The 11,518-nt window shown below is 68.9% G+C and carries 12 protein-coding genes; 8 read left to right on the forward strand and 4 right to left on the reverse strand.

Annotated features, from left to right (window positions below):
- Nucleotides 1-267 precede the first annotated feature (267 nt).
- The 7 genes from SCNU_RS04750 (at nt 268) to SCNU_RS04780 (ending at nt 7,629) form a co-directional block, all read left to right on the forward strand.
- Nucleotides 268-1,758, forward strand: coding sequence for an NlpC/P60 family protein (locus SCNU_RS04750; protein ID WP_040517647.1), 1,491 nt, complete (start codon nt 268-270; stop codon nt 1,756-1,758).
- A gap of 81 nt (nt 1,759-1,839) precedes the next feature.
- Nucleotides 1,840-3,003 carry an AAA family ATPase gene (locus tag SCNU_RS04755; protein ID WP_009678224.1) on the forward strand — a complete coding sequence of 388 codons (1,164 nt, stop codon included), beginning with the start codon at nt 1,840-1,842 and terminating at the stop codon, nt 3,001-3,003.
- Nucleotides 2,993-3,931 carry a DUF58 domain-containing protein gene (locus SCNU_RS04760; protein WP_009678225.1) on the forward strand — a complete coding sequence of 313 codons (939 nt, stop codon included), beginning with the start codon at nt 2,993-2,995 and terminating at the stop codon, nt 3,929-3,931. The genes SCNU_RS04755 and SCNU_RS04760 overlap by 11 nt, the downstream gene beginning before the upstream one ends.
- Entirely contained in the window at nt 3,931-4,923 is a 993-nt protein-coding gene (locus tag SCNU_RS04765) for a VWA domain-containing protein (protein ID WP_009678226.1), read from the forward strand. The genes SCNU_RS04760 and SCNU_RS04765 overlap by 1 nt, the downstream gene beginning before the upstream one ends.
- A 16-nt stretch (nt 4,924-4,939) precedes the next feature.
- On the forward strand, nt 4,940-5,674 hold the full coding sequence (gene fabG1 / locus SCNU_RS04770) for a 3-oxoacyl-ACP reductase FabG1 (RefSeq protein ID WP_040517747.1): 735 nt from the start codon (nt 4,940-4,942) through the stop codon (nt 5,672-5,674).
- Nucleotides 5,675-5,732: 58 nt separating this feature from the next.
- A complete protein-coding gene (gene inhA / locus SCNU_RS04775; RefSeq protein ID WP_009678228.1) occupies nt 5,733-6,566 on the forward strand; it encodes an NADH-dependent enoyl-ACP reductase InhA in 834 nt (277 codons plus the stop codon).
- Between the two features lies 1 nt (nt 6,567).
- A complete protein-coding gene (locus tag SCNU_RS04780; RefSeq protein WP_009678229.1) occupies nt 6,568-7,629 on the forward strand; it encodes a ferrochelatase in 1,062 nt (353 codons plus the stop codon).
- Nucleotides 7,630-7,708: 79 nt separating this feature from the next.
- Here SCNU_RS04780 and SCNU_RS04785 read toward each other — a convergent pair whose 3' ends face one another.
- Nucleotides 7,709-8,536, reverse strand: coding sequence for a DUF3097 domain-containing protein (locus SCNU_RS04785; protein ID WP_009678230.1), 828 nt, complete (start codon nt 8,534-8,536; stop codon nt 7,709-7,711).
- A gap of 84 nt (nt 8,537-8,620) precedes the next feature.
- Between SCNU_RS04785 and SCNU_RS04790 the strand changes: the two genes are divergently transcribed.
- Nucleotides 8,621-9,400, forward strand: a complete 780-nt coding sequence (locus SCNU_RS04790) for a hypothetical protein (protein ID WP_040517649.1) — start codon at nt 8,621-8,623, stop codon at nt 9,398-9,400.
- Between the two features lie 32 nt (nt 9,401-9,432).
- Here the strand turns inward: SCNU_RS04790 and SCNU_RS04795 are convergent, their stop codons facing one another.
- The 3 genes from SCNU_RS04795 to SCNU_RS04805 all read right to left on the reverse strand — a co-directional run bounded on the left by SCNU_RS04795 (nt 9,433) and on the right by SCNU_RS04805 (nt 11,418).
- Nucleotides 9,433-9,990, reverse strand: coding sequence for a hypothetical protein (locus SCNU_RS04795; RefSeq protein WP_009678232.1), 558 nt, complete (start codon nt 9,988-9,990; stop codon nt 9,433-9,435).
- Nucleotides 9,987-10,574 (reverse strand): hypothetical protein, encoded by a 588-nt coding sequence (locus SCNU_RS04800; protein ID WP_009678233.1) that lies wholly within the window; start codon nt 10,572-10,574, stop codon nt 9,987-9,989. Before SCNU_RS04800 ends, SCNU_RS04795 begins: the two co-directional genes overlap by 4 nt.
- 73 nt (nt 10,575-10,647) lie before the next feature.
- Complete coding sequence (locus tag SCNU_RS04805; protein ID WP_009678234.1) at nt 10,648-11,418, reverse strand: TVP38/TMEM64 family protein; 771 nt, start codon at nt 11,416-11,418, stop codon at nt 10,648-10,650.
- Nucleotides 11,419-11,518 lie beyond the last annotated feature (100 nt).

Genomic DNA, 11,518 nt, shown 5'->3' on the forward strand with positions numbered 1-11,518 from the left:
CCGCGTAGCCCCGGGACTACGCGGATTCTCGCTATTCACGCGGATGCTCGGCCGACGTGCGGGCTCGCGGGCGGGAGGCCCCGTGCGTGTTATCCAACTGTAACGGGATTCTTAGGTTTCGCCTCCATCGCTGTTGAAACACGTTTCCGCAGGTAATCACCCATTTGTAATTCACAGGTTCCAGTTTCGACCGAGGCTGATGTGACGTACGGTGCAGAAGATACTTCACGGTGCTCGGGGGATAGATGTTGCGAGGGAGAACTCGACTTGAAGCCAGCTAAGAACGGCGCGCGCTGGGCGGCGAGAGGCACCACCGTCGGTGCCGTGGTGCTCGTGAGCGTTCTCGGAGCCGGTCCCGCGCTCGCTGACCCGAACAACGCCAACCCCGTCGCGTCGCTCGTGAACAAGATCGCCGACGTCGATCAGAACCTCTCCGACCTCGCCGGAGCAGTCGCGGCCAAACAGGAGAACGTGAACCGCACTCTGGTCGACTTCCAGAACGCGATGGCCGCGCAGCAGGTCGCCGCATCGGCCAGCCGCAGCGCCAAGTCGTCGCTCACCTCGGTCAGTGCGGAGGTCGAAGCCGCGCAGAAGGACTTCGACGCCTTCGTCCGTTCCGTCTACCGCCAGGGCAACAATCGCGGCGCGATGACGAAGTACGTCGCCTCCGACGACCCGGAGAAGGTGCTCGACCAGATGTCGGCCGTCGATCAGGTGACGCGCCAGCAGCAGACCGTCATCCGCAAGCTGCAGGTTGCGCGCAACCAGCAGGCCAACCGGGTGGCGGCGACCGAAGCGACGCGTCAGCAGACGACGATGGCCGCGCAGGACGCCTCCGCGCGCCGGAACGACGCGATCGCGGCGGTCAAGGCCGCGCAGAACGCCGTCCGCGATCAGCAGACCAAGCGCAACGATCTCGTGGCTCAGCGAAACACCCTCGCGGCCAAGCTGACCGAACTCCGCAAGTCCGCGCCCAAGAGCCAGGTCGACGCTCCGGCCGACACCGAGCCGGGAACGGTCGCCGACGTGGCGGGCAAGGTCCTCGATCAGATCCCGGCGAAGCCGGTGGAGGGCAACGATCTCGTCGCACAGGCCGCCGAGGCCGCGTCGAAGCTCGCGATGGAGACCGGGCAGGCGCTGCTCGCCGGTGCGATCGGCAAGCTGCAGGTGCCGCATTCGGAGCTCTTCGATCTGCTGGGCATCGGTGGCACGTACCCGTTCGGCGAGGGGCCGGACAACACGTACACCAAGCTGCAGAACGGGTCGCTGGGGCAGCTCCTCCCGCAGAGCGGCGCTCCCGGCGTCATGGGCGGGCCCTCTCAGCCGGGTCTGCGCGGTCCGCAGGCCATCGAACTCGTCGTGAATCGGATGAAGTCGCAGCTCGGCGTCACCTACGCGTGGGGCGGCGGCGACGCGAACGGCCCGACCCTCGGCATTCGCGACGGCGGTGTGGCCGACAGCTACGGCGATTACCAGAAGGTCGGCTTCGACTGCTCCGGCCTGATGATCTACGGATTCGCCGGCGTGGGCATCGACCTGCCGCACTACACCGGCTACCAGTACACGTCGGGTCCGCAGGTGCCGCTGTCGGAGATGAAGCGCGGCGACATGATCTTCTACGGTCCCAACGCAAGCCAGCACGTGGCGCTGATCCTGGGCGACGGGACGATGCTCGAGGCACCGCAGTCCGGCGACGTCGTCAAGATCTCACCGGTGCGCACCGCCGGTGCGATGCCGTACGTCGTCCGACTCCTCTAGAGGCGTTCGCGGTCCGGGTCCGACCGTCCCGCTAGGGTGGGTGACGGTACAACGCACGCCTCGATCGGCAGGAGCATCGGCTTGACATCAACAGGCAGCAGCGGACAGGACCGCAGCGGCGCGGCACCGGCGGAGTCCGGCGCTGAGAAACTGGCTTTCACCCCCGAAGACGCGAAACTGATCGAACGCGCGATGTTCGAGGTCAAGAGGGTGATCGTCGGGCAGGACAAGCTGGTCGAACGGATCCTCACCGGACTGCTGGCGCGCGGACACATCCTGCTCGAGGGTGTTCCGGGCGTCGCCAAGACGCTGGCTGTCGAGACCTTCGCGACGGTGATCGGCGGTAGCTTCTCCCGCGTGCAGTTCACCCCCGACCTGGTGCCGTCGGACCTGATCGGTACGCGGATCTACCGCCAGGGCCGGGAGGAGTTCGACACTGAACTGGGTCCGGTGGACGCCAACTTCGTGCTCGCCGACGAGATCAATCGCGCGCCCGCCAAGGTCCAGTCGGCGCTGCTCGAGGTGATGGCCGAACGGCACGTCTCGATCGGCGGCACGACCTATCCGATGCCCGACCCGTTCCTGGTGATGGCGACGCAGAACCCGATCGAGAACGAGGGTGTGTACCCGCTGCCCGAGGCGCAGCGAGATCGATTCCTGTTCAAGGTCCTCGTCGACTACCCGTCGGTGGAGGAGGAGCGCGAGATCGTCTACCGGATGGGCAATGTGCCGCCGACGGCGTCGCAGATCCTCGATCCGGCCGAGACCCTGCGACTGCAGAAGCTCGCCGCGAACGTGTTCGTCCACCACGCGCTGGTCGACTACGTGGTCCGCGTCATCAACGCGACGCGTCGGCCCGCCGAGGTCGGACTCGCCGAGGTCGACCAGTGGCTCGCCTACGGCGCCTCCCCACGCGCGACGCTCGGTATCGTCGCCGCCGCCCGCGCCCTCGCGCTGATCCACGGGCGCGACTACGTGATCCCGCAGGACGTCGTCGAGGTGATCCCGGACGTGCTGCGTCACCGCCTGGTGCTGTCGTACGACGCGCTGGCCGACGAGGTGACGCCGGACCACATCATCACCCGGATCCTGCAGACCGTCGGACTGCCGCAGGTGTCGGCGGCACCGGCCCAGCCGATGAACCAGCAGGCGCCCGCGCCGCATCAGGCGCCGCAGGCGCAGCCGGTGCCCGCCCAGGCTCAGGCACCCCAGGCTCAGGCACCGCAGGCAGGCAATGCCGGCTGACAGCGGGCTGCCGTCGTTCGGGGCGGGAACACTCAACGATCCGGAACTCACCGCAGCGCTCAAGTCGCTGGAGCTCACCGTGCGTCGCAAGCTCGACGGGGTGCTGCAGGGCGAGCATCTCGGTCTGATCCCCGGACCGGGATCGGAGCCCGGCGAAGCACGCGAGTACCAGCCGGGCGACGACATCCGTCGGATGGAGTGGTCGGTGACCGCCCGCACGGGCACGCCGCACGTCCGCCAGATGGTCGCCGATCGTGAACTCGAGACGTGGTTCGTCGTCGACGCGTCGGCGAGTCTCGATTTCGGCAGCGTCGGCCGCAGCAAACGTGACATCGCGATGGCGGCGGCGTCGGCGATCGTGCATCTGACGGCGGGTGGCGGTAACCGGCACGGGGCGATCATCGTGACCGGTGACGACATCGTCCGGGTACCCGCCCGGGCGGGGCGTGCGCACGATCAGGCGCTGCTCAAGGCGATCGCCACCACCAGGCGGAGCGCACCGGGTGTGCGGGGCGATCTCGACGCCGGCCTGGAGGCCCTACGACGACCGCTGCGCCGGCGCGGCCTGGCAGTGGTGATCAGCGACTTCCTCGGCGAGATCGACTGGGCGCGGTCGTTGCGTGCGATCGGCGCGCACCACGATCTCCTCGGCGTCGAAGTCCTCGATCCGCGCGACGTGGAGCTGCCGGCGGTGGGACCGGTGACCCTGCGCGATGCCGAGTCCGGCGAGATCGTCGACATCGATGTGACCGCGCAGGTGCGGGCCGACTACGCGCGGGCCGCAGCCGAGCACCGCGCCGACGTGCTGCGGACGTTCCGCAGTGCGGGCGGTCCGGTGCTGTCGCTGCGCAGTGACCGCGACTGGCTGGCCGACACCGTGCGGTTCGTCGGCATGCGACGGCGCACGATGGCCGCGGGGGCGCGCTGATGTCGGACCTGTTCGCCCACCCGTGGTGGCTCTTCACGACGCTGCTCGTCGTGGCGTTGATCGTCGTCTATGTCTACGTGATGCGGCGTCGCCGTTCACGTGCGCTGGCGTTCGCGAACCTCGACCTGCTCAAGGCCGTCACGCCCAAGAATCAGGATCGGTTCAAGCACGTGCCGGTGGTCGTACTGCTGGTGGGTCTGCTGCTGCTGACCATCGCGATGGCCGGACCGCAGGCCGAACGAGACGTCCCGCGCAACCGGGCCACGGTGATGCTGGTGGTCGACGTGTCGAACTCGATGAAATCGACCGACGTGGCACCGTCGCGGTTGAAAGCCGCGCAAGCCGCCGGCAAGCGCTTCGCCGACGATCTCACCGACGGCATCAATCTCGGCCTCATCTCGTTCGCGGGCACCGCGTCCACCCTCGTCTCGCCGACGCCCGACCACAGCGCGACGAAGAACGCACTCGACCGCCTGAAGCTCGCCGACAAGACCGCGACCGGTGAGGGAATCTTCGCCGCGCTCCAGCAGATCGACACGCTGAACGCCGTGCTGGGTGGACCGTCCGGCGCTCCGCCCGCTCGGATCGTGCTGCTGTCGGACGGCAAGCAGACGGTCCCGGAGAGCCCCGACGATCCGCGCGGCGGATTCACCGCGGCACGGAAGGCGAAGGAGAAGGGCGTGCCCGTCTCGACCATCTCCTTCGGCACGCTGACCGGAACCGTCGACCTCGAGACGCCCGGCGGCGGAGTGGAGCGAGTGCCAGTGCCCGTCGACGACGAGTCGCTGCGCAAGATCGCGAACCTCTCCGGCGGCGACTTCTTCACCGCGTCGAGTCTCGACGAACTGAACAAGGTCTATTCGACGCTGCAGAAGCAGATCGGCTACGAACGCGAGCGTGGCGACAACTCGCGCCCGTGGCTCATCGCGGGAACGCTCCTGGCCATCGCCGGTGCGTTCGCCGCCCTCCTCCTCAACCGACGCCTCCCCTGAGATAGGTTCTATGGCCATGACAGAGCAATCATCGATTCCCGCCCAGACTCCGCGTTCGGTCCTCGTCACCGGCGGTAACCGCGGCATCGGCCTGGCCGTCGCGCAGCGACTGGCCGCCGACGGACACAAGGTCGCCGTGACCCATCGTGGTTCGGGCGCACCCGAGGGCCTGTTCGGCGTCCAGTGCGACGTCACCGACAGCGCGTCGGTCGAGCGTGCCTTCGCCGAGGTGGCCGAGCACCAGGGGCCGGTCGAAGTCCTGGTCGCGAACGCGGGCATCACCGACAACATGCTGCTGATGCGTCTGTCGGAGGAGAGCTTCGAGAAGGTCGTGGACGCCAACCTCACCGGAGCGTTCCGGTGTGCGAAGGTCGCGACCAAGGCCATGCAGCGTGCGCGCTTCGGGCGGATGATCTTCCTCGGCTCGGTCGTCGCGACGTCGGGCATCCCGGGGCAGGCGAACTACGCGGCGTCGAAGGCGGGCCTCATCGGCCTGGCCCGCTCCATCGCCCGCGAGCTCGGGTCTCGGAACATCACCGCGAACGTGGTGGCGCCGGGATTCATCGAGACCGACATGACCGCGGCCATGGAGGACCGGTACATCGACATGGCGAAGCAGGCGATCCCGCTCGGCCGGACGGGCAAGCCCGAGGACGTCGCCGCGGCGATCAGCTTCCTCGCCTCCGACCAGGGCGGCTACATCACCGGCGCCGTGCTCCCGGTGGACGGCGGCATGGGCATGGGCCACTGACCGCCGACTCGGCGCCAGACCTCTCTTCTTCTCTTCCCGACCCGGACAGGAGCTTCTCGTGAGCGGAATCCTCGCAGGCAAGACCATTCTGGTGACCGGCATCATCACCGATGCCTCGATCGCCTTCCACACCGCCAAGGTGGCCCAGGAACAGGGCGCCACGGTGATCATCACCGGCATTCCGGAGCGGCTCCGGCTGATCGACCGGATCGCCAAGCGCCTGCCGCAGGAGGTGCCCCCGGCCATTCCTCTCGACGTCACGGATGAGGAGAGCCTCGGTGCCCTCGCGGACAAGGTGCGCGAACTCGCTCCGCAGGGCATCGACGGTCTGGTGCACTCGATCGCCTTCGCTCCGAAGACCCTCATGGGCCCGGACGCGCTGCCGTTCCTCGAAGGCCCCGGCCCGGACGTCGCGAAGTCGTTCGAGATCTCGGCCTGGAGCTATGCGTCCCTCGCGCGAGCCGCGTTGCCGGTCATGAACGAGGGCGGATCGATCGTCGGCATGGACTTCGATCCGCGCACCGCGCTCCCGGACTACAACTGGATGGGCGTCTCGAAGGCCGCGCTGGAGTCCGTGAACCGCTACGTCGCCCGCGAGGTCGGCGAGGCGAAGCGCGTCCGCTCGAACCTCGTGGCCGCCGGTCCGATCAAGACCCTGGCAGCCAAGGCGATCTCGGGGACGGCCACCGACGACGCGAAGAAGCTGAACATGCTCAACGAGTACTGGGACGGCGCGTCGCCGATCGGCTGGAACGTCGACGACCCGGGCGTGGTCGGCACCAGCGTCTGCGCTGTGCTCTCCGACTTCCTGCCCGGCACGACCGGCTCGATCATCTATGTCGACGGCGGCGCGAGCCACAACACCTGGTTCCCCGAGAACTTCCTCGGCTGACGTGCGTCAGAACTCCGGGAACAGCAGCGCGTTCGACGCGCTGCTGTTCCTCTCGTTCGGCGGTCCGGAGCGACCGGAGGACGTGCGGCCCTTCCTGGAGAACGTGACGCGCGGTCGCGGCGTGCCGCCCGAGCGGCTCGACGAGGTGGTCCAGCACTACCTCCACTTCGGCGGCGTCTCGCCGATCAACCGGCTCAACCTGACGATGATCGACGACCTCCGCGCCGAACTCGAACGTCGCGGTCGGAATCTCCCGATCTATTTCGGCAACCGGAACTGGCACCCGATGGTCGCCGACACGACGCAGCGGATGTACGACGACGGCCACCGGCGCGTGCTGGTCTTCCCGACGTCGGCGTGGGGCGGGTACTCGGGCTGCAGGCAGTACCACGAGGACATCGCCGGCGCCCTGGCACACATCGAGGATCCGGCGGTCGTGCTGCGCAAGCTCCCGCAGTTCTGCGCCGAGCCGAAGTTCGTCGAGGCGGCGGGCAACGCACTGCGCTCGGCGCTCGCCGAATTCGCCGCCGCGCATCCGGGCACGGCGCCGCGCGTGGTGTTCACCGCGCATTCGATTCCGGAGTCGGCGGATCGCAGCGCGGGTCCGGCCGCCGACGGCGGCCGTCTCTACTCGTCGCAGATCACGGCTGCCGCGCAGGCCGTCGCCCGGGAGCTGGAGCTCGACGACTACGACGTCGTCTGGCAGTCGCGGTCCGGACCGCCCCAGATTCCGTGGCTCGAGCCCGACATCTGCGATCATCTGCGCGACCTCGCCGCTCGCGGGACCGCAGGCGTCGTCGTGATGCCGATCGGATTCATCTCGGATCACCTGGAGGTGATCTGGGATCTCGACTCCGAGGCGCGGGACCTGGCGGCCGACCTCGGGCTGTCGTACCTGCGCGCTCCGACCGTCGGCACCGACCCGGTGTTCGTCTCGCTCATCGCCGACCTGGTCGAGCGGTTCGCGGACGGCGGGGGAGACGTGACCGCGATGGGGTGCGGCGACAACGGCGCGCTGTGCCGCCCGGATTGCTGCGTCCCGGCCCGGCGGCCGGGCCGATAGCCTGCATCCGCGTGACCCGCCGCCAGACGCGGTGTTCGGAACACCGCGTCTGACGGCGAACCACGCGGATGCGGGTCGCTCAGTCGGGCTGATCCACCGTCACGAAATCGATCAGCTCTTCGACACTGCGCAGGAGCGGGACCTCCAGGTCCCGGAAGCTCGACACGCCGCCCAGCACTCGTCGCCAGCCGTCCTGCGGTGTGCCCCAGCCGAGTGCGTTGCAGATGCCGGTCTTCCAGTCGGTGCCCATCGGGATCACCGGCCACGCGTCGATGCCGACGGACGCGGGCTTCACGGCCTGCCAGACGTCGATGTAGGGATGACCGCAGACGAGCACGTTCGGTCCGACCTCGGCGGTCAGCTTCGCCTCCTTCGAACCGGCCACCAGATGGTCGACGAGGACGCCGGCGCGCCGGTGCGGAGCGGGTTCGAATTCGGCGAGGGCCTCGTCCAGGTTGTCGAGCCCGTCGAGGCTGATCACCACCACGCCCTCGCCGCGGAGGTCGTCGCCCCAGACACGCTCCAGAAGGGTCGCGTCGTGGACGCCCTCGACGAAGATTCGGCTGGCACGGGCGGTCCGCGCCCGCTGTTTGGGCGCCACGCGGGAGCCCGAGGCGGTACGCGTCGGCGCGGCGGGTCCGCGACCGCGAGGCCGGACCAGCGTCACCGGCTTCCCGTCGATCAGGAACGCCGCCGGATACATGTGGAAGACGCGTGTCTGCCCGCGTCGATCCTCGAGGCGGACCATGTCGCCTGCGTAGCTCTTCTCCATTCCGACGACGGCGCCGCAGAACCCGGTGGCCGCGTCTTCGACCACCAGATCGCGTTCGGCGGCGACCTCTGGCGCCTTCGGCTTGGTCTTGCGGGGCGAGGACAGCACATCGCGGCCGTAACGATCATCGAACACGATTCTCAAGGTTAGGGGAGGCGCCGCGGTCCGCGGGCGCGACGCTCCGGCGGCCGGTGAAACCACGAGTACGCTGACTCCTCGATGACCAGTTCTCCTCTCGCCCTGATGCGCGCGTGGCCGGCGAGCGCCGTCGCCGTGTGGGCCGCCGCGCGCGACGCGGGACGTTGCGCGGCCGACGACGTCCTGCACACCCTGCACGACTACGCGCAGGTCCACGAACTCGATCCGGGCGGCGACGCACTGGCGCTCCTCGCGACGGTGTCCGGGAACGCGCACATGTGCGTCCGGATGCCCGCCGCCGGCGATGCGCAGGGGCTGCCGCCGGACCGCGCCACGGACGCCGCGATGACTGCGGGCGAAGTGATCCTGATCGACGACCGCGCCGCCGGCGCCACCGGCCCGACGCGCCCGCTGGCGCTGGTGCCGTTCGGCACGGCCGAGCGCTGCCGGTGGCAGTCGATGAGATACGACGCCGAGTTCGCGGTCGATCAACTGCTGTCGGACGGTCCGCTCGGCGAGATCGAGTATGAACTGCGGGAGGCGACGGGCGACGCCGCAACGATCATCGGGGCCCTCAGCGGTGCCCGGGCGGCGTCGCCCGCGGATCTTCGCGATGCGCTCGCGGCTCGGGTGGCGCATGCGCGGATCGACCTGCCGCCGCACGACAATCCGAGGATCGACCGAGTGCTGGCCAGTTCAGCGCAGATCGACGCGATCGTCTCCCTCACCGGGGCCGGTGCGCTCGGCGACTCAGGGTCTCAGGTGGCCTCCGCGGACGACCAGCTCCGGCGATTGTCGGCCCTGTCTCGTCGGGCGCGATCAGCCGCGGTGAACACGCTGATCGTCGAGTACTCCCGCTGACGCGACCGGTGGTCGGGTCACGGGGTTCTCGCTCACATACCCGCCAGCCAGCCGACACCTGCGAAGCTCGCGGCCCACAGCACCGAGGCGAAGGTGCCGAGGATGAACTGCTCGCTGGCGTGCGGAGCCCGCAGTTCGGAGAACCGCGCAAGGCTCTTGACTGCGAGAATGATGCCGAGGCCCGCGGGCCAGGCGAGCAGTAGCGACACGGCGACCGCGGTGCGTTCGAGAACGCCGATGACACGTCCGCCGCGCAGCGGCGCGTCCGGCTCGTCGTCGTGGTTGTCCGCGCGCGTCGGAATGCCGCCCAGCGCGAGAACGATCCGGACGGCGCTCGAACCGGTGGTCGCCGCGGCGATCACCGCCGCGATCTGGACGGCGACGAGAGCGGCGCCCGACATCGGGTCGGTCGTCGCGGCGACGAGCGCGGCGCTCGCGAGCAGGACGACGCTGACCGCTGCCGCGAGTGCGTCGGCGCGCAGCACCGCGGCGTCGGTGCGATCCGGGTCGTCGACCAGGCGACCGCGGACGAGCGACGCACCCGCCGCGGCGACGACGGCGAGCACGAGCAGCGTCAGAATCGCGATCATGCGATCCCCCCGTCGGCACAGCGCAGGAGGCGCACCAGCAGGTCTTCCGCGGGCTGCTGCACATCCCAGCGAGCGTGGCGCACTCGCAAAGACATCGCTTGGGGCGAGATGTTCAGGAGTCCGGCGGCGGCCGACTGGGTCATGCCCTCGGCGACGAGGCGGACGGCCTCACGTCCGGCGTCCGAGCGGTCGGCGAGCAGGTCGAGAAGGAGCCAGGCCGCGGTCTGCGCGTGGCCGCACCACTCGGATTCGCCGAACACGCTCAGGTGCCAGCGGTTCCGCTTGGCGCTCTCGACGGCGTCGCGGGCTGAGACGAACGCCTCACCGCGGCCGGCTCGGGTCTGATCGGGCAGTGGATCCTCGACTGCTCCGACGCCGATGCCGACGCTCCAACTGCCGGAGTCCGCGAGGTCGAGCGCGGTCGACGCCACCTGCTCGGCGCCGTCGAACACGGCTTGGACCTCGTCTCCGGCGGTTCGCTCGAAGGCTCGGAGCATCCCGGGCATCCGTCCTCGTGCCAGTATCTCCGGCACCCGATCACGATCGGTGCGGCTGCCGCGCTGATCAGCGGTCAGAACGAACATGCTGCCCCCTCTGCGTCGTCGAATACGCCTAACACGAGCCTATATCAAGTCTTATAACTTGAGAAGGCGCATATCAAGCATTCTCGCTTGAATTCTCTGGCGCGACAGGCAGCCGCGTGTCGATGACGAGTCCGATCACGCCGACGGAGAACAGCACGGCGGACAGCAGCAAGCTGATCGGACTGGCCTCGCCGGTGAGGGCGTTGCCGAGGAAGATCAACGCCGCATTGCCCGGCGTCATCCCGACGACGGTCGCGAGCACGTACGGCAGGAACCGGATTCCGGACAACCCGGAGAGGTAATTCAGCAGTGAGAAAGGACACACCGCGATCAGTCTCAGTGAGCCGACCGCGAGCCATCCCCGACGCTGCAATCGGTACTCGATCGCGGCGATCGCCGGGTGCCGGAGATACGGCTGCACACGCTCCCGACCGAGTCGCCGCGCGATCAGGAACGCGGAGACGGCGGCGATCGTCGACGACACCGTCGCTCCGACGAAGGCGACGGCCGGGGGAAACAGGACGCCGGCCGTGACGGTGAACGCGGTGCGGGGGATCGGTCCGATCGGGATCACGGCGTAGGCCAGGAAGAACAGCCAGAAGAACCAGGGTCCCAGGGAATCCGACCAGGTCCGGGCGGTGGCGATCGACGGCAGCGGAACGAAGTAGGCCGCGATGAGCAGGGCGACTACGAGGCCCATCACGATCGCGCCGCGAATCACCGCAGCGCGGGTGGCGGACGGTCGGCTGGTCGTCGTCGGGATCGCCGGAAGTCCGGCGGAGTCCCCGTCGAGCTCTACCGGAATCTCGGCCGGTCCGGCCCCCCGCGGTGAATTGCTGCGCACGGAGGCCCATTTTACGGGCTGGATCACATCCCGCAGAGTCGCCCGAGCGTTTGATCGGTTATCGTTCCCTACGACGAAACTCAGATGGTCGAGCTTTGGA

It is taken from the genome of Gordonia neofelifaecis NRRL B-59395 (assembly GCF_000192435.1).
GTDB classification, from domain to species: domain Bacteria; phylum Actinomycetota; class Actinomycetes; order Mycobacteriales; family Mycobacteriaceae; genus Gordonia; species Gordonia neofelifaecis.